A 24,779-nucleotide genomic window follows, 5' to 3' on the forward strand; every position below is an offset into this window, starting at 1 on the left:
ATATGAGTAGAGATTCAGATAATTATAACAAGGGAATGGAAGTTCTAAATGAAATGGTTGGAGCACAAGGTTTAATAGCGATAGAATCATTCAAAAAATTCTATCCGGATTTTGCTGATTTTCTAGTTTCATTTGGTTTTGGAGAAATATATTCCAGAGAAATATTAGATTTTAAACAAAGAGAAACAATCACTCTGACAGCGTTGATTTCACAAGGCGCTTTTGAGCAAATGGGTTTTCATCTTAATGCCGCGCTCAATGTGGGGATGAGTCCAAAAGAAATTGTTGAACTCGTTATTCATTGTGCCGCTTATGTTGGCTTTCCAAAAGCGTGCAGTGCTATGGTACAAGTAATGAATGTATTTGAGCAAAGAGGTATAAAAGAAATTTAATGAATTGTTTGCGTAATTTTCTATATAACATAAAAGAGGAGCACCTGTATGGGTGCTCTCTTCTATTCGACTGTATGTAAAGTACGCAGCCACGTCTCTCTTTGAAAAGCATTTCGCCCTACTTATGATACGGTTCACCCCGATTTATCTTCACTATATCGATTATAAACCAAACTTTAGAACCCATCTCAACCAAATAGCTATGAAATATTGCCAAGTAATGTCTTGTTTATTAATCGAAGGGGGTATATAAAGCTTACCGTAGACACTCCTTAATATTTAAGAGAGGAGGCTTGAAAGGATCAGAAGTATACATATGGCTAGATTGCTCGTCCTAATCTCACCGCACAAACCTCCCACTACAAACAAACCGTGCCTTTTCCTGACGTCGGTTCGTGTTCACATTGTCTTGACGATATGCGCCACCAATCGCAGATTATGTTCGATAAGCTTATTTCGCGCATTGCCGTCTCCTTCCGCCATCAACTGTAAATATTTACTCTCGTCCTTCTCGGGTAGTGGCTGGGGAAAAGCTTTGTTCTTGACGTAAGATACAAGTAGAGAAAGCTGTTTAATGAACAGCGCTATCGCTGAGATTAATCCAGGCATTGAACCGAACACCCCCACGTTGGATTCCGTTAGAGAAGAAGCCAATCCCAATCGGCTCCCTATTCTAGTCGAATATTGAAGTCTGTTCTTTAGTGTATGTGGGCAATGGCCTAGAAGTGCATGTACAGGGAATTGAGGGCAAAAAAAAAAAAAAACGAACCTCAATGTATCTGGAGTTCGTCTTTCTTAAAGATGATTAATTTTCTGGTATTCAAATGTTTCCTTTTTTGACTTAACTATAGAAGTAGTTATCTTTGATCTGATATGGTCGCACCATTATTTGCTGCACTTAATGCTTGCAGATCATTGTATGGAGGCCCCATTGTAGTTCCAAAAAGCAAAACGATATCAAACTCATTTATAGGGATTCCCCAAGAATTACCGCTAAATGTCGTGAACGCCCCATCTACTAAAAAAGCTCCCTTTGTATTATAAACAACATTGTTATTGATGGTACCTGTAACATTTGGATTGATATATATACCCGTACGCAATGAATGAAACGTATTATTTGCAACGAATAAATTCGATACATTTACCTGAGGTACAACTGCCCGGTTTACTACCCAGTTTGACATAGGCAATGCTTGTGGCGGTCCATATATCGTGTTATTAATCAGACTGGTATTCGCGCCTCCAACTTGGATAAATTCTTTTTCGTAAGGGACATCACTTGTTATGGTTACACCATCAATAGTCGTATTATTCGACAATACCAGTAACGGAATAAGATCAGCCTGTAATAAAAGAAGCGTCCCTAATTCGCCCTTTAATGTGATACCCTCCTTGTTCACGGAAATTTGCGAAATAATGGGGTATGTCCCACTTAAAATGTTAACAGTCCCTCCGGGATTTACCGCCGCGATACCCGCTGGAATAGTGCCAAAGGGATTCGCTATGCTTCCATCTCCCCCCACTGAGCCAGTAAGCACAAAAATATTGTTAGGATCTACGATTTGGTTGATCGCATCATTGAGTTCTTCTTGTACGCTAGCTACTGTAGGATATCCTGAAACAGGTCTTTCCGTTAGCAAAGATGCGGCTATTTGATTTTTTTGTGCCTCAGTAAGACTATTATATGCGGTGAGATCGAGCCCCAGTTGTGGATTTTCAATAGCAGCGCGCATCTCAGCTGTAGTTTGAGCCTCATTTACAGCATCTAGACTAGAGTTACTTCCGGATATCACATAGTCTGTTAGTACTTTCGAGATCGTTATAACATCGTTTGTATTGAGAAGGTTATCAAGCTCACTTTCCCTTACGGTTACAAATTGAATTTTGCTATAGAGATCTCCAGCGAAAATAGTGAACAGTGTTAACCCGTTAAGGAAAGGATTTGACTCGTTGCCAAATTGAACAGACATTGTTTGTCCTGGATTCAGAGTAAATGTAGCTGTTCCATCCTGGTTGATTGGATCAGCTCCTTGACGAACAAAGAGAGTAATCTGCAAAACCCCTTGATCATTGTTAATAAATGTTTTTATTCCTGCCATCTTGTATCCCTCTTTTCTTTTCTTATCTAGTTAATTCCAAACACTAAATTTAGTAGAAGAACAAAATCTAGTAGGAAAGAATAGCAACTCTTTCTTAATTTCATAGTATGTACAAGTTGAAAAACTAGTGATAGAAAAGAACCCTTTTTTAAGAAAAGGGTTCTTTTCCTTATTAGCCTGATATAGCCTTTACCTCGTGTCCAATGGCCTAGAAGTGCATGTACAGGGAAGTGGACGCTATAAAAGGTTTGCCACACATCTAAATCCCATATGCCCCGTGGAACTGTCGATTGTGTTGAAGGTTCGTGCAGATATTCGATATCGATTACAATAAGACAGATGACAAAGGTATGATCCACCTTTAATTAGTTTGATGGATGGGTCTAATAAGATATGGTTTGAATCTGACGGTTGATTCGTAAATGATTCTTCACTCCACTCCCACACATTCCCTGACATATTGTAGAGGCCAAATTCATTAGGTTCATAACTATCTACTGGAGCAGTACTTAAGAAACCATCATCTCCATGATTCACATGTGGGAAATCTCCCTGCCAAATATTACAATGATGTTCTTCGTTCTGATGCAGGTCATTACCCCATGGGTATTTCTTGTCTATAACACCACTTGAAGCGGCATATTCCCATTCAGCTTCAGTAGGCAGGCGTTTCCCCGCCCATACAGAATAAGCTTTAGCATCATTCCATGAAACATGAACGACAGGATGTCTAGGTCGATTAGATATCGAAGATTTCCTACCTTCTGGATACTTCCAACAAGCGCCTTGAACTCCAATCCACCAGGGTGTTCCCTGTGGTGAACCAAGAATATCTTGCTCCAATACATCGTTAACAAATAAATGGAAGACAAAAGACCAATCGTATTTTTCAGCGTCTGTTACATAGCCTGTCTCCGCAATGAAACGCGAAAATTGTTCATTCGTTACAGCATACTTATCCATGTAAAATGATGAAATATACACTTTTCTTCTGATCGTCTCTCCATCTTCCACAGAACTCTCTTCATCCTCTGATCCTAATATAAATTCACCAGATGGTAGCTGAACCATATCTTTGAGATCGATTATTTGAGTACCTTTGATATTCGTTTCTCTTATAAGCGCACCTTGATCTCTTGAAACAGAACAACATGATTTCGTAGTCGAGTTTTGCATCATTATCACACTCCATAATTAAATCTAAAGTAAAAACTGCCGAAAGTTATTCGGCAGTCTGCTATTATTTGTTGTCTACTTTCTATTTACTTGTGTTTACCTACTAGTTTACTTGCTTCATTACGTTGGTTTACAGGTACGTTTTTCCCAACCGTCACACGACGTACAATGCGACGCTCTTCATAATCGGCTATCGCATAATGTTGAGTAGCTAAGTTATCCCAGATTACAACATCACCTTCAGTCCATTGCCAGCGCACTGTATTTTCTAAACGTTCTACGTATGAGTTAAAGATGCTAAGCAGATGCTCCGATTCACTCGTTTTATAACCTTCTAATTTATTTACAAAGCCACCTAATAGAAGATGTTTTTTTCCAGTTTCCGCATGTATGTGTACAACAGGATGTCTAGTTTTAAATACCGTTGATGAAAAGGTCGCACGATATTTTTCGTTGTTATCATTTTCTTCCTTTGCATCAACATTTTCCGACTTATAGGAAGCATAGTCATAATCATTTGAGTGAATCGCCCATAGTTCATCAGCTAATTTCTGTATTCCTTCTGGAAGATCTTCATATGCTGTGTTTGTGTTCGACCAGACTGTATCCCCACCTACGGATGGAATCGTTACACCTCTTAAAATGGAGTATTTCGGCACTTCCGGAACGAACGTTACATCCGTATGCCAGTGGTTGGCTTTAGCACCATGTATAGAATCCAACTCTAATATCGCGCTCGAATTGTCTTTAACGGGTACGGTCGGATGAGCGTATAGTTCACCTAGTAGTTTGGCAAATGCTTCTTGGCCAGCATCATCTAAATGATTCTGTCCTTTGAAGAATACAACCTTATGCTCATTTAATGCCTGTTGGATTTCATTTAATACCGCCGGATCTAAATCACCATTTAATTGAACACCTTGAATTTCGGCTCCGATTCGACCAGATACGGGTACTACTTTTAATAGTTGTTTTTGTGTTGTCATGTTAACTACCTCCAATTTTTTATTGTATTTCACTTAACACTTTTACTACATCTGTTTGTCATTTCGAAAAAAAAAAAAGAGATCCAACAAAAAGTAAAATACATTACTTTTCATCGAATCTCTACTCGTGTAGTCGATTCTTTTCTTATTCAAATGACGTAAACATGATGCCATACTGATGGGCTTTAATGATGCTGTGCTGATGAGTTGAACGTATCATAACAAGTACCCAAATACTATGTCAACACCTTTTTAATTAAACCTATAAATTTAGTTGGAATTAGGTATTGATATTGAATTCAATGCATGTTAAGTTAGTAATAATTCAATACATGGAATGAATCCACTAGACAACTAGAGATTCAGGAGAATGATGTTATTTGTCATTTTGCTGGGTCTCTTTTTTATTTTATTTCAGAAAGGAAGAGAACTATCTATGGTATCCACGTTAGAAATCAATCAAGTCAGCAAAACCTTCAAGAATGATAATGGGAGTGTTCATGTACTAGATCGTTTAGATCTTTCTGTTAAAGACGGTGAATTTGTGACCATCATCGGTCCAAGTGGCTGTGGAAAGAGTACGTTACTAAAGTTAATTGCCGGTCTTGATTTAGATTTTCAAGGTCAAATTGTGGTTGGATCTGAAGAAGTCCACGGCCCATCTAAGGAGAGAGGATTTATTTTTCAAGAGCATCGTTTGTTTCCATGGTTAACTACGGAGAAGAATATCGCAAGTAATCAATCTTTAAAAGACCCCGATGTCCACAAAAGAGTCGACGACTTAATTGAGCTCGTCAATTTAAAGGGATTTGAAAAGGCTTATCCTCGTCAATTATCAGGTGGAATGTCCCAACGTGTAGCTATTGCGAGAGCACTACTTCGTAATCCGAAAGTTCTATTATTAGATGAACCATTTGGTGCGCTGGATGCCTTTACTCGTGCTCATTTGCAAGAAGCCCTTCATGAAATATGGGAGAAGAACAAAACCACCATGGTGCTTGTCACCCATGATATTGATGAGTCTGTCTTTTTATCCTCTAAAGTTGTCGTCATGGATGCCAAACCAGGTCGCATTAAAGCTATTGTACCCATAGATATTCCTTATCCGAGAACCAGAGCAAGTAAAGCTTTCCAACAATTTAGAACCATTATTCTAGAACATCTAGATCATAAGATTAATGAAAAAGAGGATTTCAGCATTTAATATATCCCATTTTAATAATAGAAAGGAACATTTTTATGACTACAGTGTCAATTACACAAAGTAACGCTAAAACCAATAAGAAAAGGAAAATAAAGTCGAGCTCCAATAGAGGGATAATCTTATTCCGTGCCTTGTTCTTACCTGTCTTGGTGCTGATCATCTGGGAAGTGTTAACCAAAATCAATTTTATACCTTCCCTATTATTCTCCTCTCCCTCGCTTATATTATCGCGAGCAATTGAATTAACTGCATCAGGGAGATTGTGGGACAATATGGAGATCAGTCTCATGCGTGCCTTACTTGGTTTCTTATTAGGTGGCGCTCTTGGGTTACTGTTTGGTATTCTGGTTGGCATGAATAGCAAATCCGAACATTATTTAAACCCTACTTTTCAAATGATTCGTACTGTTCCTTTGTTAGCTATCACCCCACTCTTCATTCTTTGGTTTGGTTTTGGAGAAGTTTCAAAAATCCTCTTAATATCACTAGGGTCATTCTTCCCTTTATACCTGCAGGCGTTTCTGGGCATACGAAATATAGATAATAAATTGTTCGAAGTTGCTAAAGTCATGGAATACAATCGTTTCCATCTCATAACGAAACTAATGTTACCTTCTGCATTACCCAATATTCTATTAGGTGTCCGGTTATCATTAAGCGTTGCGTGGATGTGCTTAGTTGCAGCAGAATTATTAGGTGCAGATAAAGGGATCGGTTTCATGATCCAAGATGCTCGTTCTTTCATGCAGACAGATACCGTATTCGTCGGCATTATCATCTTTGCATTAGCCGGTAAATTCTCAGATTCATTGGTTCGATACTTAGAGCAGCGATTATTGAAATGGCAGGATAACTTTAAGGCCTAGAAAGCGTTTAAGGACAAGAGTATTATATCCGAAATAGGAAGGTGAATAATAAGGTGAGCCGCTACGATAACGGATTGTCCTTCAGATCGCTGTTGCCCTCCGATTTCTTGATTGTATACCGCTTATAGCGGTTGAAATCCTAGGGCAAAGCATAGGCTTCCGAAGTAGCTTTCCTGCGGAAATCTTGTAGGCGAACGCAAGCGCTTCTTCAGGGCAATTCCGTTCTCTTCGCTACTTCGCACTTAATACATTATTTTGGTTTACAGGCATCCTCCACACAATCTATTTGTGCGAAAGATGCCTGTTTTCGTTTAATAAGGGTATCAAAACCAGGTGGTGTTCACGATGATTCCAAACCAACAATCTCTTACTCTAAGTCCATACATAGCCATTTACGATAAGTTGTGCCTAAAGATAATATGCTTCGTCAAATGAATGACCTTATTGCTTTCTCTTTTGTCCGAGAAGAATTACAGAATAAATATTATCTCGATAATGGTCGCAATGCTGTACCCCCAATTCGCATGTTTAAATATTTATTGTTAAAATCCATTTTGATGTGTCGGATGTGGATATCGTAGAACGATCGAAATATGACATGTCTTTCAAATACTTCTTAGATATGGCACCAGAAGATGGAGTCATCAATCCGAGCTCTTTAACGAAGTTTCGTAAACTTCTGTTGAAAGATGTGAATCTAACAGAGGCTCCTTTTGGGAGTCGGAGAGTCCTACAATGCCCCGCCTTCTTCCAACGGTCAGCGCACTATTCCTACTCGCTTCATCCCGATTACGTTAACGTCAACCCCGTTAACCTCATAGATCTCTCTGGGGGTTTTACCTATCATTTATTGATTGATATATATGAAGCTAAAAAAATGGGAGATATAACTATGAAGAAAAAAATCCCCCACCCCTAATTCTCCTTAATACTAGAGAATCACAGTGAGAGACAAACTAATTCGTTACTCTTCTATTCACTTAAACAACATCTGTTATTTCTTCAGCTCATCAATATACGTATTATCCACAATCCCTTTGACATCTACTTTCTTAGTCAAATACTTTAGATCAGTCAATATATCAGCAGAGGTTTGTAATTCAGTTAATATCTCATCGGGGGTTGGAGAACTTTGATATTCTGCCTTCGAGGCAGAAGTTTCAACTAGTGAACGATCCCGCCCAGAACTCTTCGCCGCTAAATCAATGAATTCCTCATGATGTTCTTCTCCAAATTGATTCGCTTTCTCTATCACTTGCAGAAATACCTTCACGGCATCGGGATGTTCCTTCGCAAACTCACCACGAGTGATATAGAACGTCGGAGATGTAATGCTCAGGGATTCTCCTGAAGCAATCTCAATAGCGCCATTAGTCTTCACTTCTATTTCTGCAAAAGGATCTGCAGTGATCCATGCATCTAATTGACCCGTCTGAAATGCAGGCTGTGCATCCATTATTGATAAGTTAACGACCTTAACATCTGATTGTTGAAGTCCAACAGAGTCAAGAGCTTTAAGTAAAAACACATGATGTGATGTTCCTAAACTAACGCCAATTTGCTTTCCTTTCAGATCCGCAGCAGTTTTAATATCACTACCTTTTGGTGCTATAAGATAGTTAATACCTTTCACCCCATCTGATAATAACGATATTAATTTGACATCAATATTGTTGGCTGCTCCAGACAACACAGCACCTTCCCCCAACATAGCCAGATCTATGCGTTTAGAAGCTATCCCTTCATTAATGGGTGGACCTGATGTATGATTGGTCCATGCAACAGTAGCGCCAATTTTGGCGAATTCTTCTTCTAACCAGCCTTGCTCTTTCACCACATTCAATATAGGTATTCCCATATTAGCTATATTAATAGTGAAATTAGACTTTTCTTTCTTTTCTGTACCCACTTCAGAAGTTGGATTGCATGCAGCTAATAATGCAATAGATATGACGATCATTAATAGCGTGAGACTTTTCATTTTCCTCATAAAGTTAACCCCACTTATGATTTAATATATTACTGTCTTCATTTAATCAATTGCTAATTCGATAGCTGTCTCTGCATCAAGATCACGAACAAATTGTGGAATAGTTACTCTAATTTCCTTCAGTTCACCCGTGAATGTAAAAGGCGATTCATAGTCCTCCGTAACTGGGGTTAATGCACTTTTTCCAATAGAAAATACACCTGGACCTCCTAAAGGAGCAATCCTCGAGATGACACTCTCACCCACTAGTTTATGATTGATGAATAATTTAGCCCGTTTTTCTTCCTCCTCAAATTTGAATCTTACATTTACAGATCCTACAGGTAATTCCTCACTAGATACTACTGAATAATGATGTTCGCCAAGGAAATTAGAATGGTATACCAGTCGGTTATTCTGAACAAAAAGTGCCCAGCCGCCAAATCTCCCACCATTTGCAATAAGAGCCCCTTCCTCATCAATCGATGAACGAATAAAGTCAGCTTCTATTGAATGAGATAATTTAGAATTAAAAGTAACATGATGATGGAATCCATCCGGATTTGGATAGTATTTATACGTCACTGTTTGGGGAACTTCCGACTTATTAAACTTTCCAAACAAACCACGACCATCAATGGGGAGAACACCGTATTGTTCCGCTTCTACCCACCATAGTTCAATCAACTCTTTCAACTTCTCAGGTTCAGATTCTGCAAGATCATTGTTTTCTGAGAAATCCTTATCTACGTGATACAGTTCCCATTTATCTGCATCGAACGATGAGCCTGGGATATGATAAGTAACGGCTTTCCATCCTTCATGATAGATTGCACGATTTCCAAGCATTTCGTAATATTGAGTCGTTCTATGACTTGGCTCTGATTGATGTTCGAAACTATAAGCTAAACTTATACCCTCTATTGATTTTTGCTCGGTCCCCTTAACGACAGATGGCTCACTAATACCTGACAGTTCAAGTATCGTAGGAACGACATCAATCGCATGATGATATTGAGTGCGAATACCTCCAGCATCTTTTATTTTATCTGGATAAGAAATAATAAATGGATCTTTAACGCCACCCGCGTGCACAAAGGTCTTATACCATTTAAGCGGTGTATTCCCTACTTGCGCCCAGCCGGTCGGATAGTGATTGTACGCATCTGGCGTACCAAGCTTATCAATATGTTGGATTTCTTGTTCAGCTTGTTCGGCTTCACCATTGAAATTCTTGTATTCATTCCATGTTCCAACTTGCTGACCTTCTGGACTAGCACCATTATCTGACACAAGCACAATAATGGTATTATCGTATTGTTCTATTTCTCTCAATGCATTCAATAATCGCCCGATATGATAGTCTGTATGATCAAGAAACCCTGCAAATACTTCTTGCATTCTAGTAAACAATCGTTTCTCAGTTGGGTTTAAGGAATTCCAAGCTTTCACTCCGGGATTACGTGCTGGAAGCACTGTGTTATCTGGAATAATCCCTAATTCCTTCTGACGTGCGAACCATTGTTCACGTGCTACATCCCAGCCTTGATCGTACTTACCCGCATATTTATCTATGAATTCCTTGGGTGCATGGTGAGGAGCATGCGTAGCACCGTATGCAAGATAAAGGAAGAATGGTTTATCAGGTGCTGCACTCTTCTGTTCTCTAACGTATTTAATGGCCTTATCTGTGAGATCTTCTGTTAAGTGATAACCCTCTTCAGCAGTTTTCGGTTGATCAATGTATTCATTACCTACAACTAAGTCTGGGTTGAATTGATTGGTCTCTCCACCCAAGAAGCCATAATAACGTTCAAACCCTCTTGATAACGGCCAGTGTTCAAATGGTCCTGCGACAGAACGTTCACCCGATGGTAGAAGATGCCACTTACCAACAGCCATTGTGTTATAACCTTCTTCTTGCAATATTTCACTTAATAAAGCTGTCTCTTTACTGATTCTTCCCCGTGCATTCGGAAATCCATTATTTATATCAGCCAGAAAGCCCATACCCACAGAATGATGATTTCTTCCAGTCAATAAACAAGCGCGAGTAGGTGAACATATAGCTGTTGTGTGGAAATTCGTATAACGAAGTCCATCATTGGCTAATTGGTCAATATTCGGTGTGGAAATATCTGACCCATAGCAACCTAAGTGAGAATAACCTGTATCATCCAACACAATATACACTACATTTGGTGCACCTTCTGGCGGACGTTTGGCACTTGGCCACCACGGTTTACTATCTTCGAAATAGCGATTGATTTCTCCTTGAAATTCATTTGACATTTTCTCTTCTCAGCTCCTATACATTTGGGAATCATCTGAATACAAAAAAGAGACTCAACAATGAAAGAATAGTCCTTTCATAATTGAGTCTCTGGTTATCCAGTCGACTACAAACACGTTATTTAATTGGAATGAATGGCGAACTAGATTTGAATATGAATGAATATTATCAGCTTACAAGATAGTCTGTCAATCATTTTTTTACTAAACACATCAAATTAGTCGGCATTATCTCATTTATGTGATACTTATCGCTTATTTTCATTTCTAGAATAGACACACTAATCCCAAAAACAAGAGGAGCCCTGTCATATCCGAACGTTTTTTTGACAACATGCTCCATGTTTATGAGCACTATGAGGTTCAGACATGTATCCACCGAGAATCATGCTCCGAGACGCTCATTCTTGAGCACAATGGTGATGCTTTTTCGTGCGATTTCTATATACATCCTGACTGAAGAACAACAGCAGATGGTTAATACATGAGGAATGGAGTCTGGACCTCTCTTAGACAAAAAAAAGTACAACGGGAATAGCTCTTATAAATTTTTCGTTGACAACCCAGCAAATGGGATATAGTATTGATAATGAAAATCATTATCAATACATAAGAAGGAGCTCGAACATGACACCCAATTCATCCCTTTGCTGCTGATCATCGCTTTGACGAACAATAGCCCTCTTTTCACCGAAAAGCTGAATGCCATCGAAGACGTGTAAGAAGACAGTCTTGAGTAAATCATCGATCAAGATCCCGACCTAATCATCACCAGAGTGGAAAGCAACAGTCAAGTTAGTCAGCACTATTTAAAAATACATTTTATGACAAGGTAGGGTATACAAATGAATGCAAAACAAAAAAATTCAGTAAGAACATTAATTATTTCGGCTGTGCTTATGATCTCACTAGTTGGTTGTTCAGGCCAGCAATCAAATTCAACACCTGCACCAACTTCGACTGAGAGCGCTTCAGCAAGTACCGAAACGCCTAAAACAGAAACACCTGCTTCCCAAGATACAAATTCTGAATATCCGATAGTGATCAAGCATGCTTTCGGCGAAACTGTCATTCCAAGCAAGCCTGAACGAGTGGCTACAATTCAATGGGCTAATCATGATGTTGTGCTCGCTCTCGGCGTTGTACCTGTAGGCTTCTCGGCGGCGAATTACGGCGTTCAGGATGACAGCGGACTTTTGCCTTGGACAGCTAAAAAGCTCGAGGAACTTGGCGTAGATAAGCCTAGTGTTTTCCAGGATACAGACGGCCTTGATTTCGAGGCAATTTCGGATGCCAACCCGGATGTCATTCTTGCAGCTTATTCCGGTATTACGCAGGAAGATTATGATATTCTTATTCAAATCGCTCCGGTTGTGCCCTATCAGACTAGTCCTTGGGCAACCACATGGCGTGAACAAGTCACTTTTAATGCAACAGGTATGGGCATGAAAGCAGAAGGTGAACAAATTATTAAGGACACTGAGAACCTCATTAATGAAAAAGCAAGCCAATATCCTCAGATGCAGGGCAAAAAAGTCGTCTGGGTCAACTTCTCGGCAAAAGATATGTCTCAACTACATATTTACACACCTGCTGATCCTCGCGGTGCTTTTCTGATTGAACTAGGAATGACTTATCCCGAAAGTGTTACGGAACAGATTACGGATCCTACTGGTTACTCCTTGAAATTAAGCTCCGAGAATGCTGATATCCTTAACGATGCTGATATACTAATTGGGTATGGCGATGAAAGCTTATATGAAGCAGTTAAAGCTGATCCCGTGCTTGGCAAAATTGCAGCAATCCAGAGAGGTTCCGTCGTGTTTATTGGTAACGGTACGCCTTTAGCAGCTTCCGGAAACCCAAATCCGCTTTCGATTGCTTATACCATTGATGAATACCTTGAATTAATAGGAGGAGCCATTAACAAGATCAATGAATAGTTCATCGGTTTCCAACAACAAACTAAGCTCACATACTCCGAAGAATTTAATGATAGTTCTGATGATTTGTTTGGTCTTGCTCACCGTATGCGTGTTGGCATCTCTAGTCTTAGGTTCTCGGCCGGTGAGATTTAATGAACTGATAGACGGTTTATTTCATCCAGACATAGACACCTACGGGGCAAATGTGGTTCGCAAGAGGATCTCCCGAACCATTTTCAGTTTATTTTGCGGTGCGGCACTTGGAGTTTCCGGATCGCTTATGCAAGCGGTCACTCGCAACCCGATCGCAGACCCGAGTATACTGGGAGTTAATACAGGAGCATCATTGTTTGTGGTTTGTGGAATTGCGTTCTTGAACATAAGCACCGCAAATCAATATATATGGCTAGCTTTAGCCGGAGCTGCGATTACTGCAGTTTTCGTATTCGGAATCGGCTCTATGGGGCGTGGTGGTGCCACGCCCATTAAGCTTGTTTTGGCGGGGGCCGCCACAAGCGCCGCCCTTTCTTCTCTGGTCACCGCAATCATGATTCCGCGCTCTTATGTCATGGATCAATTCAGGTTCTGGCAAGTGGGAAGCGTCGGTTCGGCAACCTGGAGCGCTATTGCTACGTTCGCCCCGTTTCTGATCATCGGAATATTGATAGCATTTATTTCTGCCCCAGCACTAAATGCGCTGGCACTTGGAGACGATGTTGCGACCGGACTGGGTGTACGAACAGGAATATTGAGATTTATTGCCGCTCTTGCAGGAGTTCTTCTGTGCGGTGTGACTACTGCGTTGGCAGGACCTATTGGTTTTGTCGGGCTTTTATCGACTCACGTTATACGCCTTATTCTTGGACCCGACTTGCGTTTTGTTATACCGATGTCAGCTCTTTCAGGAGCAATCATTTTGACTGTATCAGATGTAGCCGGCAGACTCATCGCCAGTCCTGGAGAGCTTGAAGTCGGCGTTGTTACAGCGTTTATAGGAGCTCCAGTACTAATCATATTAGCTATGAGATCGAAAGTGCATTCATTATGAAAAGTCAATCTATTGAATTTATTATGGCCGGCAGACGTCAAAGACGCCGCCGATGGATACTTGTTACTGGCTTCCTTGCGATACTTACATGCCTTCTTTGCTCCGCCATGCTTTTACTGGGGAGCACCATTTATCCGATTAAAGATGTCATCCGAGCGCTTTCGGGAGAGCAACTCAAGGGCGTATCTTTTGCGATTAATACCATACGTCTACCGAGAATGCTGGCAGGTCTTTTTGCCGGATTTGCTTTCGGTATTGCCGGATATACCTTCCAGACCATGTTGCGTAATCCCCTCGCGAACCCGAATGTCATTGGTATTACCTCCGGCTCGAGCGCGGCGGCTGTTTTTTGCATCATCGTACTTCATACAAACGGAGCTATTGTTTCAATTGCTTCGGTGATTGCGGGCCTTGCTACAGTCATATTAATTTATTTTTTATCCAGAGGAAAGTCATTTTCGATCGGGCGATTAATCCTTATCGGCATAGGCATACAGGCCATGCTTGACGCTGTGATATCCTATCTTCTATTGGTCAGTGCACAACAAGATGTTCCTGCAGCGCTCAGATGGCTCGCCGGTAGCCTCAATGGCTCTCAAATGCACCAGCTCCCGCCTCTTGTTATAACGGTTCTTATTTTTGCGCCGATCGTTATCGTGCTGGGCAAACATCTAAGTATATTAGAACTTGGAGAACAAACGGCTTCTTCTCTCGGTGTGAACACGGACAAGACAAGAATTGCGCTTATTTTGAGTTCTGTCTTCATGATTGCTATTGCTACCGCGACCACGGGTCCAATAGCCTTTGTCTCCTTCCTTTCGGGACCGATCGCAAAAAGAATAGTCGGAGTTGGCTTCTCAAACGTAATTCCGGCGGGTCTTGTTGGCGTTAATTTGGTTTTGGCGGCAGATCTAATCGGACAATTTTCTTTTGAGTATAGATTCCCTGTTGGCATCATAACTGGATTACTTGGGGCACCGTATCTGATCTTCTTGCTAATCCGAATGAATCGAAAGGGAGAATTATAATGAAAGAAACACATACGTTTCAAGCCGAAAAAGTTGTAGCCGGCTATGATAATAAACCGGTTATACAAGAAGTAAGCCTTGTTATCCCCAGTAATAAAATAAGCGTTATTATTGGTTCAAATGGCTGCGGAAAGTCTACGCTTCTTAAAACACTGGCAAGGCTTATAAAGCCTACATCTGGAAAAGTCACTCTTGACGGAAGGCCAATCGGCAAAATTCCAGCAAAACAATTGGCTCGAGTTATAGGACTGCTACCCCAATCCCCCATTGTTCCGGAGGGAATCTCTGTCACGGATTTGGTTGGACGAGGAAGGTTTCCGCACCAATCATTGCTCGGCGGATGGACCAAAAGGGATTATGAGGCCGTTGCAGATGCTATGAGAATTATGGATATAACGGAGTTTGCAAATCATAATATTGACGAACTTTCAGGCGGTCAAAGACAGCGCGTCTGGATTGCAATGGCTCTAGCGCAACAAACCGACATTTTATTTCTCGATGAACCGACAACCTTTTTAGATATTACCTATCAGATCGAAATTCTTGACCTACTCACAGACCTTAACCGAAAACACGGAACTACGATTTTAATGGTTCTGCATGATATAAACTTGTCCGCACGTTATGCTGACCATATTTTTGCGCTTCATAAAGGAAAGCTTGTGGCTGAGGGTGAGCCATCAAAGGTTATTACAAGCACATTGATTAAAGACATTTTCGGACTTAATTGCATGGTGATAGAAGATCCCATTTCAGGCTCTCCAATGGTAGTACCTAAAGGACGATATCATGTTAATAATGAACATACTCCTTTAAACCATTAATCGATAGCATAATTTAACCTTAGTCACTGATACCGCCAGAACCTTTCATCGAATTCTTCAAGCGCCAGCCCAGGCAGAAATCCGCAGGCGCTTGAGAAGCCTTCATCACAGACACGTCCAAATAGCCAATTTGAGCTCGTATGCGTAGCTATTCTTCCCCAGTTCCCCTTCCCCCGAGGGGGGACCTTCCGCGCCCGTACGGTTAGGCCATAAATTTCGCCATCACTTGTGGTATGATTCATCGTAACATCTTTAGGGTGAAATTAAAGAGCATGCCGACAGAGGGATAGGTAATTTCACCCTAACGATCTCGAGTACAAGAGCAGCTTACGTTTCCACGGTTAATCACTAGAAGGACTACTGATAACCTGCTCCTGTGCTACCAGTGCCATCGGTTGACGTTGTTGGTGCTGCTTCATAAGTAAGTGGATAGTATTGGCTGCCCAGCAACATTCTTTGACCCTGGAACTCATCGTACAGATTCATGCGAATCCCGCCTCCGCCTAATCTTGTGTCGAAGTTACTATTAAACGTAGTTGAGTACGATTTATGTTGTCCCATTGGCAAATCAGTCCCGAGTGTCAAAGTCTTTTCCATCGTTTGTCCATACGGATCTATGATTTCCATGACAAGCTTGTGCTCGTAGGCACCTGCTTCGTAATCTCCATTTTTGGATAAGCTGTATGTTATAACTGTATTCAACGCATCCTTAGCTTCGCTTATCGTACCCACTGCATTTACAACCGAAAGGCTGTAAGGGAACATCTCCACACTGTTCAGATTGGACGACGGCGTTACGGCTACCGTGTTAAGTGATAATCCAACCGCATTGATATATCCCGTTGATGTACCACCTAGAGCTGTCAGCTTACCGTCAGTTACACCTTCGCCAATATAAAGCACAAGCTGCGAAGTATTCACACTCTGCGGAAGCTTACTCCAAACGGTAACCAAATTTCTACCATTTGGACTTGTTGCGTCCGACGACTGACTAACTTTGGCCTCATAATATTGATTATCAGGTGTTTTGTAATAAGCAACAAGCTGAGCCTGTTTCGATTGACGTGATTCTTCGCTGTTCATTTCTAGCTCTGTATACATCACATTTGAGCTACTCCCACTATAGACGGTTGTCCGACGCTCGCGGATTTCTGCTTTTTTTCCTGTCATATCAATATGGAAAGAGCCACCTGCGACAACGCTATTCATCACATTATTATTTAGCTGAGTGGTATTCAAAGAGAGAAATTTCGTAACGTCTTCACCTGAGATTTCCTGCAGCTCAATCCTTAATTGATTGAAACTATAGGCATAAGGAACCTTGGCTATCACATATATCTCTGCCGTTTCATTAGGAGCGAGGGACATTTGAGCATTTTTTGCCACGATCTGGGTTGTGCTGCTGAGATCGCTCATTCCCGCTTTAACCATAGCTTTAAACGAAGGCAGTTGTACTGTCGTCAATTTTGTGTTGCGGATGCTGATTTTAGCTACGATTTGATCTTCATCTGCCCATGGTAGCCGCTGAATGGAGTCGAGCTTTACCCCGAACGTTCCATGACGGTTCTCCAACATGGACTCTAATCCCACAAAGCTATTTTTTTCCTGAGTATAAGGGATTTGATAATACGCAGTTGGGAAAATAATCTTGTCGGTAGCAGCGGGTTCCGTTAACTGCAACATTAACTTACTTTGATTTAGATTTAATCGTACATCCGCACTTAGATCAATGATCTTCTCTTCAAGCGGCTTTAAGGATAGCTTGGCAAGCGCCTTTGTATCCACGGGAATGATGTATCCTTCAGTGGCTTTAATTGCAAGCTCGTAAGCGGGTAGAGTGACCAATTTATTACCGACATTTTTTATACGGAATTGAAGGTTCCATTTCGCGGAGTCGTTCTCCGAATATACGGAGGTGCTCGTAAGCTGCGTTTCTACTGTATTATTATCAATGGAAATTTCCTTAACAGCGTAATTAGCCACGGGTAAGTCAAAATTTGTTGCTACAGGCAGACTGAATGAATGAACTGGAAGATCAATCTTCAAAGTGGCGTCTTCCTGCGCGAATTGTAGCGTCATATTAACCGTTTTTATATATGAAGGAATTTCTCCCAAATAGTAGATTGTTTTCTTCTCCTGAGGCTGTACCTTGTAACTAATGCTGGTCTCATCCAGCTTGAGCTCGAATACCGAACCACCCGCTGATGCCAGGTATGCTTTATAGCCGGGATCGCTAAGCACCTTTGTACCCGAGTTAGCAAGACTGACGCCTACCTTCGCGTATACCTTTCCGTTAAGTTGAACAACTTGCAGACTTTCCGCCTTGGTCGTTATAGGCAGATTATTCATCATGCTCTTCTTGCTCTGGCCTTTAGCAGCTACCATAGAATAATTGGCCGGAACCGTGAAAACACCCAGCCTTTTCTGATAATCCGCGCTGTTGAAATCCCACCCGAATATTGAAACTTTGGCTCCGTTTACTTTTGTAGCCTTGCCGATATTCACATAATAAGTTACGGATTGGCTGCTCTTTACGGGCACCGATTTTTTGGTCGCATCACTTGTTATAGGGCTTCCTTGTACTACCGCACCACCTGCTGTGGTAACCTTAGAGAAATAATCGACAAGACTTACATTGCTACCACTACCGTTGCTATAACTTAGCGTGTATATAAGAATATTACCACTCGGCTGCGCAAGAATGTTGATATCCATCAGCTTCACGCTAACATTGCTCTGCAAAGGTATAGACCCCAGTTTATCCAGCGTGAATACTGGTGCCGTTGTTGATTTAGCGACGGGTGAAACTGCCGATGCTGCGTAAGCTCCGTATGTAATAAGCTGGCTTAGAACCGCAGTACTAAGCAGTACTGCAGCATACGTCTTTCTTCGTTTGTGCATGAATTTCCCTCCCTGAATAAAATTTCTTACATTTTCCCACCACATACTGTTGATATACTTGTCACTTCCACCATATAAGCCCCCGTCAGGTTCACATTCGTTTCCTCATGTTAATAGAAGGTTTTTTTAGATTATCTACTTGAAGGGGATAATACCAAATCATCATGGGATTGGGGTTGGTTTCTTATCATAAACAGTCTCCAGGCAACCCAACCAACGATTCCGCCGAAAGCGTTCAATTTGAGGTCATCCACATCAAATGTGCCAATAAACAAGAGTAGCTGTGTAACTTCGAAACATAAGCTCAAAGAGAGAGAGAGAATGAACACATTTACGAATGATGCGCCTCTTCGTGTGAATAGTTTAGGAATGAAGATACCCAGCGGAATAAAGGCCAGAATATTGCATATCAGGTTCGTAGATGCGAATGGAATCGAGATGGACAAGCTATAAATCCCTTTTAAAATCTCCTTGAACGGCGTATAGTTGCCGGGGCGATCGAAAATACGATTAGGTTCGTGTAACGTGAGCTGAAGTTCATAAAGTAGAAAATGGACGTCAACAGAACCCTACTTAAATAAGATCAGTTTGATTAGTACATACAGATATATAACAAACCCCGCTACCAAAACCATCTTCATCTTCATCTTAGATGTAGTGTGTTTCACTAATTAACCTACTTCGTTTTTTATGAATTCACTTTTTCACAGTTACAATAACTCCATCTATATTGTTTCCTGATATCTCATATGGGCCGTTCTCCGGTACTTTAAGAATCGTCTTTTTGGAAACCGAATAATAACTAACGTTATATTCTTCACCCTCTACAACTGTCGAAATACTCTTCTTTTCCTTCAAGAAATCCAAATATTGCTCCAGCACGAGGTTACTTTCCTGCATGATGGCACTGTGAGGCAACCCAACATAACGAAAGTGCCACGGTTCATATTGAATGCCTGTGATTTCGATTTTGTCTTTGGGATAACGTAGAATAAATCCGTATTTCCATGCGTTTTTTTCCAACCATTTCCCTTCATCCGCTTCACTCATCTTAGTCTGTGTAGATCCTACATCAAGGGATAATCCTACGTTATGTTCGCTATAACCCGCTGGCAATGCATAAGCCGAACCCATTTCCTCGTAAAGCTTATCTTGCTTTTCAAAATCTCTATAACCACTGCTAATCAAGAAACGATTAACTCCCTCTTTTCCAGCTACCTCGATCATCTTCTGAAATTCCTGCGCTACATGCTTTGACAGAAGGGTATTGTGATCTAGCAATACATATCCCTGTATCAAATCCTTTTGCTTAAATAAATTCACAATATCGGATTTCACACCTTCCTGTTGAACAGGATAATCCTTGTTAACCAACAATAAATCCCCTTGGTACACTTGATCCTGTGTAACAGTTTTGGAACCTTTTAAACTCAGCCCCTGATTTTCATAAATTCCAAGGGTAATCTCACTTTCCTGCTGAAAGTACGCTGTTGTCTTTATCGCTATATACCCTAGCAATAACATCACACATATAAAAAATCCCCACTTCTTCATCAACTATTTCCTCCTTAACACCTCATATAATCAGGATAGAGAAAAGTAGTTAAGAAAAAAGCAGGACAAATATAAAGTTTTCCTTAAATTATGGATTCTTGTGGCAGTTGAATCTCAAACAGTGTTCGCAACACATTACTCTCGACCGAAATAGTTCCATCATGCTGCTCCACAATATTCCTTGCAATGAACAGTCCAAGACCTGTACCACCCTCTTGATGCGTTCGTGCCCGATCACTCGTATAATACATATCGAAGATATGCGGCAATTCCTCTGGAGCGATATGCCCCCCGTAGTTGACGATCTGAATCACCACATGCCCTGAATCAAGATGGCTATTGATATCTACATACAGTCCATCGTTCCCGTAACGAGTGGCATTGGTCAATAGATTCTCAAATACACGGACCAACAGTTCTCCATCGCCAGTAATGTATATGTTAGGTTCAATATTCAATCTGGAAATCAGGTTTTTTTTCTCGAAAACAGGATATAATTCCTCATTCAATTGCATCAGAAGCTCGCTGATGTCTATTCGCTTCTTTTCAACGGGCAGCATGCCATAGTTCATTCTAGTGATCTCGAATAATCCATCGATTAGCTTTTCTAGACGTTGAGATTTGGTGAAGGCAATGGATGTGAAATGTCTGTGTTGCTCCTCTGTCAAATGATCATCCTTAAGAATTAAATCTAAATAACCCAATACAGAAGTAAGTGGCGTGCGTAAATCATGAGCTAAATTTACGACCAACTGATCCTTACTGTTCTCTGCAAAATTCCCTCTTTCCACCGCCCCTTGCAGTTTTTCACTCGCCAGATTAATATCCTCCGCAATGGTTCTGAACTCATCATTCGAGGAAATATGCACATGATTCTTAAAATCACCATTGGCAAGATGACGAATACCCTTGGAAATTTCATTAAAGAAGGTGGCATACGGCTTAGTGAACAAAAAGAAAAATAATATAGACAGCGGAATAAAAATAATCAGAAAAAAATAAATATCTCCTATGTTATACATGAAGCGACGATACTGGGCCACCGGATCTTCTAGGCGAACACTGGAATAATACAATTGAAGAATTCTATAGATCACATAAGTGATACTACCGGACAGAAGCATACTTAACCCCAGCAGCAAAATCATTTTTGTCCGAAAGCTTCCGATTCGCTTATTCATTGATCGTATACCCCACACCCCAAATGGTTTTGATGAATTTATCTTTTCTGATATCTTCTCCAAGCTTCTTCCGCAAGGTGCGGATATGTACCATGACCGTATTGCCTCTTTCATAGTATGCTTCGCCCCACACCTGTTGGAATATTCTTTCCGCGCTAAAGACTTGCTTTGGATGACTTGCTAACAGATATAGGATGTCAAATTCCTTCGGCGTTAACTCGATAACCTCGCCATATAAGGTAACGGTATGCTGATCAGGCGAAATCGTTAATCCACCGGCTTCCAGTACCCATTTATGCGTTGCTGCAGGTTGATTGAACAACTTGGAACGGCGTAGTTGAGAATTCACACGAGCCACCAATTCCATAGGATTGAACGGTTTAGTCATATAGTCGTCTGCCCCCATCACCAGTCCTGTGATCTTATCAAGATCAGAGGTCTTGGCACTTAAAAAAATGATCGGCAGATGATACTTTTCCCGAATTTGACGGGTGACCTCGTAACCATCCAGCTCAGGCATCATAATATCCAAAATGGCCAAATCTATCGATTGCGATTGAATAGCATGAATAGCTGCTTTCCCATCGGATGCTTTGACAATATGATATCCCTCTTTTTGTAAGTGTAAGGCAACCAGATCAGCGATCTCCACCTCATCATCTGCTATCAAAATCGTGATACGCCTCATTCCTTTTCCACTCCTAATAAGATGATTAACAATATATATTTTCCATGTTGATAGCTTTAAAAAAGCAGCTCACAGGTGGGCTGCATCAGTTTTATTGTTTCCTATTCGTTTAAATAGATTGTCACCTTGTTCTGAATCAGCTTGGCAACTTCCTCCGCCGACTTTTGTCCACTAAAGAAGAATGCGGAATCATCGTATATCATGTTAAATACTTTAACATCCCCGTCCTCGTATCGATACGTGCCATTAACTAAATGTTTGAACTGCATAAATTCTTCATCCGATACCTTGGTCTTTTTGCCATATGTTCCGCTTTTAACTTGTTCCTGAATCTCGTTCATTTTTTTATCGTCCACAGATGCTAGCAGGGAGAAACCTTCTCTCTCTTGCAACGATTGTGCCTCGTCAGATAATAGGAAGGAAATGAACTTCCACGCTTCGTCCTTCACCGGAGAATTGGCCCGTATCGCAATTTCGGATAAAGGATAGATCGGCGTTCCATCTGATTTCCCTATATGCGGCTGTTGCAGCAGTACCGGATTTTCAAAGTGTGAAGATAAGCCGCCGATAAAGTCTACCGACGTTAAATTGACGTGAGAAAACAACTGATTGTCCGTTTTAGCTAGCTGCTCAGTCATGACTTTTTCATCAAACATTTTTTTGATATTCTGCAACAGTTCCACGAATTCGGGGGAGTCGAACTTTGCCTTTTTCGCCGTGAGGTCGACGAACTCCGCGTAATTGTCAGAGACCATTTTCCTGAGAATGCTATCCGCCGGGTATTCCGCCAAGGCATAAAACTGTTTCTTGCCGCCCTTCTCTGCCTGTTGAATGAGCTGCTTCGAGATCTCCTCAAAGGTATTCCAGTTCCAGCTCTTGTCGTCAATCTTCACAGTGGAGTTCTTAATCACGTTCCCGTCTCCTACGAATAAATTCATCCCGAATCCGAGAGGCATGGCATACGTACCGCCATTCACCTTCAATAGTTCCAATATGTTCATTTTCAAATCGCTTTTATTCAATGTTTTGTCTTGTTCCATGGAATCATCCATGTTTAGGAGAAGGTTTTTGCTCAAGTAATCATCGATAGGCAAGCCGCTTATTCCGAAGATATCAGGACCCTTCCCTGATAGCAGCGCTGTATTCGTCGTTTTTGTGTATTTTTCATAATCCTCTGTAGTCTGAATTTGAAGATCAATGTCCGGATACTTTTTTTCAAACTTTTTCTCTGCTGTCTGAAGAAATTCGCTCGGTTGTTGTATAGACAAAGTAACGATTGTTTTCCCCTCTTTAATTACCTGTTTCTCCTTACTTGCCAATTCCTTACTACCTCCAGAACCACATGCAGTCATTGTTGTCATTAAAATACCAACACATATCATCCACAGCCATTTTTTCATCATATAAATTCCTCCTATAATTTTTATCGCATACATGCTTAACTATTCCAGACGAATACGGTTTCCGTCTTGTAAAGGCTCACTGCTTTCCAGAATAATCAGTTCTTCCCCATAGAGGCTATCCGATTGGATCATCGTTTCTTTGTCATTCGTTTCACTTGTATGAATGAGGACTTTACGGGCAACAAAGATATTGCCTAATGCCCCTCTCTGCTCTTCAATTTTATAAACAAACATGCCGCCACGGTCCTCATGAATAGCCTTTTTGGAAATGAGCAATCCCTCTTGCCGTGAACCTTTTTCAAGTTTTATCTTTGCCTGCTCACCCCCTTTCAGTTCAGAGTTAACGACCTTTATGCGAAGAACCTTCTGAGGGATCGTTATGGTCTGGCCCCCATCTTCACTAGATGAGCTCTCGATACGCGGTTGTTCATTCGCCACTTCCTCAATCGTGCCTTCGATCATACGGGCCTGTTGTTCTTGGACAGTATTTACCTCAACCTCGATCTTCTCTCCGATCGAAATCCCTAAGCTGGACAACAGTTTTGAATCGGCAGATATGTCGAATCGGTAACCTAGGCTGCTGTTCGAGACAAGAACATCCGGTTCTCCCGCTGATGTTAACCCTTCAACGGCATTCAATTTCGCTATAATACCATCGAAAGGAGCGGCAATATCTTGTTGGCTTGTCAGTTTATCTCTCATCTCGTTAATTTTACGTTCCTGCGTATGTAGATTAAGTTTACCTGTCTCGATAGTACGTCTTGCATTCCGAATCTTGAGTTCGTCCCCTTCCATGCTCGACTGAATGAACTGATCTTGAATGTTCTGCTGCTCGATTTGCTGTTTTTCTAAATTGGTTATTTCATCTTCCAATTCTCGTTCGGCAGATTTGCTGTCATAGATGATCAACCTTTGCCCTTTCTTCACACGATCTCCCTCTTTCACGAGAATCTTCTGGACCTTCCAGCCGGCAGAATTCGATAGTTTAGCTTCGGCGAGCGGTTGCAGTATTCCGCTACCTTCGATCGTAAATACAAGACTTCCAGTACCCGGCTTTTCCGTTCGCACTTTCGGCAAGGTCAGCGACTGTAGCGTGTTGCTGAACAACGTAAAGAAGATTAACAATCCCATAAAAATAATGAACATGATCTGAATGTTTCGTTTACGCCTACGATCAGCCGGCTCTTTTGCTAACTCCATATCCCGTTCTTCTCCTCCTAAGAACTTTCCGTAGGAAAGT

Annotated in this window: 20 protein-coding genes and 2 pseudogenes; 8 read left to right on the top strand and 14 right to left on the bottom strand. The window is 41.1% G+C overall.

Annotation, left to right across the window (positions count from 1 at the left end; all coding sequences use genetic code 11):
* Positions 1-2 precede the first annotated feature (2 nt).
* On the top strand, positions 3-392 hold the full coding sequence (locus tag ACP8HI_RS14510; protein WP_438346946.1) for a carboxymuconolactone decarboxylase family protein: 390 nt from the start codon (positions 3-5) through the stop codon (positions 390-392).
* A gap of 408 nt (positions 393-800) precedes the next feature.
* On the opposite strand, the pseudogene ACP8HI_RS14515 reads toward ACP8HI_RS14510, so the two are convergent.
* The 4 genes and pseudogenes from ACP8HI_RS14515 to ACP8HI_RS14530 all read right to left on the bottom strand — a co-directional run.
* A pseudogene (locus ACP8HI_RS14515) lies at positions 801-1,001 on the bottom strand (RNA polymerase subunit sigma-70); the annotation flags it as partial.
* 248 nt (positions 1,002-1,249) lie between these two features.
* Positions 1,250-2,494, bottom strand: coding sequence for a right-handed parallel beta-helix repeat-containing protein (locus ACP8HI_RS14520; RefSeq protein WP_438346947.1), 1,245 nt, complete (start codon positions 2,492-2,494; stop codon positions 1,250-1,252).
* A 237-nt stretch (positions 2,495-2,731) separates the two neighbouring features.
* The gene (locus ACP8HI_RS14525; RefSeq protein ID WP_438346948.1) at positions 2,732-3,673 is read right to left on the bottom strand and encodes a formylglycine-generating enzyme family protein; all 942 of its coding nucleotides are present in this window, start codon (positions 3,671-3,673) and stop codon (positions 2,732-2,734) included.
* A gap of 83 nt (positions 3,674-3,756) precedes the next feature.
* Positions 3,757-4,656, bottom strand: coding sequence for a TauD/TfdA dioxygenase family protein (locus ACP8HI_RS14530; RefSeq protein ID WP_438346949.1), 900 nt, complete (start codon positions 4,654-4,656; stop codon positions 3,757-3,759).
* A gap of 436 nt (positions 4,657-5,092) precedes the next feature.
* Between ACP8HI_RS14530 and ACP8HI_RS14535 the strand changes: the two genes are divergently transcribed.
* The 3 genes and pseudogenes from ACP8HI_RS14535 to ACP8HI_RS14545 form a co-directional block, all read left to right on the top strand.
* Positions 5,093-5,860 carry an ABC transporter ATP-binding protein gene (locus ACP8HI_RS14535; RefSeq protein WP_438351839.1) on the top strand — a complete coding sequence of 256 codons (768 nt, stop codon included), beginning with the start codon at positions 5,093-5,095 and terminating at the stop codon, positions 5,858-5,860.
* 272 nt (positions 5,861-6,132) lie between these two features.
* A complete protein-coding gene (locus tag ACP8HI_RS14540) occupies positions 6,133-6,726 on the top strand; it encodes an ABC transporter permease (RefSeq protein WP_438346950.1) in 594 nt (197 codons plus the stop codon).
* Positions 6,727-7,071: 345 nt separating this feature from the next.
* Positions 7,072-7,432, top strand: a pseudogene (locus ACP8HI_RS14545) (transposase); the annotation flags it as partial.
* Positions 7,433-7,720: 288 nt separating this feature from the next.
* On the opposite strand, the gene ACP8HI_RS14550 reads toward ACP8HI_RS14545, so the two are convergent.
* Together ACP8HI_RS14550 and ACP8HI_RS14555 are read right to left on the bottom strand one after the other, a co-directional pair.
* The gene (locus ACP8HI_RS14550) at positions 7,721-8,716 is read right to left on the bottom strand and encodes an aliphatic sulfonate ABC transporter substrate-binding protein (RefSeq protein ID WP_438346951.1); all 996 of its coding nucleotides are present in this window, start codon (positions 8,714-8,716) and stop codon (positions 7,721-7,723) included.
* Positions 8,717-8,758: 42 nt separating this feature from the next.
* The gene (locus ACP8HI_RS14555) at positions 8,759-10,987 is read right to left on the bottom strand and encodes an arylsulfatase (protein WP_438346952.1); all 2,229 of its coding nucleotides are present in this window, start codon (positions 10,985-10,987) and stop codon (positions 8,759-8,761) included.
* Positions 10,988-11,832: 845 nt separating this feature from the next.
* Here ACP8HI_RS14555 and ACP8HI_RS14560 point away from each other — a divergent pair.
* The 4 genes from ACP8HI_RS14560 to ACP8HI_RS14575 are packed head-to-tail and all read left to right on the top strand — an operon-like array spanning position 11,833 to position 15,812.
* Entirely contained in the window at positions 11,833-12,930 is a 1,098-nt protein-coding gene (locus ACP8HI_RS14560) for an iron-siderophore ABC transporter substrate-binding protein (protein ID WP_438346953.1), read from the top strand.
* Positions 12,923-13,960 carry a FecCD family ABC transporter permease gene (locus ACP8HI_RS14565; RefSeq protein ID WP_438346954.1) on the top strand — a complete coding sequence of 346 codons (1,038 nt, stop codon included), beginning with the start codon at positions 12,923-12,925 and terminating at the stop codon, positions 13,958-13,960. The genes ACP8HI_RS14560 and ACP8HI_RS14565 overlap by 8 nt, the downstream gene beginning before the upstream one ends.
* Positions 13,957-14,988: a FecCD family ABC transporter permease gene (locus tag ACP8HI_RS14570; RefSeq protein WP_438346955.1), complete on the top strand. Its 1,032-nt coding sequence runs from the start codon at positions 13,957-13,959 to the stop codon at positions 14,986-14,988. The genes ACP8HI_RS14565 and ACP8HI_RS14570 overlap by 4 nt, the downstream gene beginning before the upstream one ends.
* Entirely contained in the window at positions 14,988-15,812 is an 825-nt protein-coding gene (locus ACP8HI_RS14575) for an ABC transporter ATP-binding protein (protein WP_438346956.1), read from the top strand. Before ACP8HI_RS14570 ends, ACP8HI_RS14575 begins: the two co-directional genes overlap by 1 nt.
* 23 nt (positions 15,813-15,835) lie before the next feature.
* On the opposite strand, the gene ACP8HI_RS14580 is transcribed toward ACP8HI_RS14575, so the two are convergent.
* From ACP8HI_RS14580 to ACP8HI_RS14615, 8 genes are all read right to left on the bottom strand, one after another.
* Positions 15,836-16,054: a hypothetical protein gene (locus ACP8HI_RS14580; protein WP_438346957.1), complete on the bottom strand. Its 219-nt coding sequence runs from the start codon at positions 16,052-16,054 to the stop codon at positions 15,836-15,838.
* 115 nt (positions 16,055-16,169) lie between these two features.
* Entirely contained in the window at positions 16,170-18,713 is a 2,544-nt protein-coding gene (locus ACP8HI_RS14585) for a hypothetical protein (RefSeq protein WP_438346958.1), read from the bottom strand.
* Between the two features lie 131 nt (positions 18,714-18,844).
* A complete protein-coding gene (locus ACP8HI_RS14590) occupies positions 18,845-19,159 on the bottom strand; it encodes a VanZ family protein (protein ID WP_438346959.1) in 315 nt (104 codons plus the stop codon).
* A 250-nt stretch (positions 19,160-19,409) separates the two neighbouring features.
* Positions 19,410-20,267, bottom strand: coding sequence for a M15 family metallopeptidase (locus tag ACP8HI_RS14595; RefSeq protein WP_438346960.1), 858 nt, complete (start codon positions 20,265-20,267; stop codon positions 19,410-19,412).
* An 83-nt stretch (positions 20,268-20,350) separates the two neighbouring features.
* A complete protein-coding gene (locus tag ACP8HI_RS14600) occupies positions 20,351-21,448 on the bottom strand; it encodes an ATP-binding protein (RefSeq protein WP_438346961.1) in 1,098 nt (365 codons plus the stop codon).
* Positions 21,441-22,136, bottom strand: coding sequence for a response regulator transcription factor (locus ACP8HI_RS14605; RefSeq protein ID WP_438346962.1), 696 nt, complete (start codon positions 22,134-22,136; stop codon positions 21,441-21,443). Before ACP8HI_RS14605 ends, ACP8HI_RS14600 begins: the two co-directional genes overlap by 8 nt.
* Positions 22,137-22,237: 101 nt before the next feature.
* On the bottom strand, positions 22,238-23,539 hold the full coding sequence (locus ACP8HI_RS14610; RefSeq protein WP_438346963.1) for an ABC transporter substrate-binding protein: 1,302 nt from the start codon (positions 23,537-23,539) through the stop codon (positions 22,238-22,240).
* Between the two features lie 39 nt (positions 23,540-23,578).
* A complete protein-coding gene (locus ACP8HI_RS14615; protein WP_438346964.1) occupies positions 23,579-24,739 on the bottom strand; it encodes an efflux RND transporter periplasmic adaptor subunit in 1,161 nt (386 codons plus the stop codon).
* Between the last annotated feature and the right edge of the window lie 40 nt (positions 24,740-24,779).

The sequence above is a fragment of the Paenibacillus sp. FA6 genome (genome assembly GCF_051550225.1).
GTDB lineage: Bacteria > Bacillota > Bacilli > Paenibacillales > Paenibacillaceae > Paenibacillus_AQ.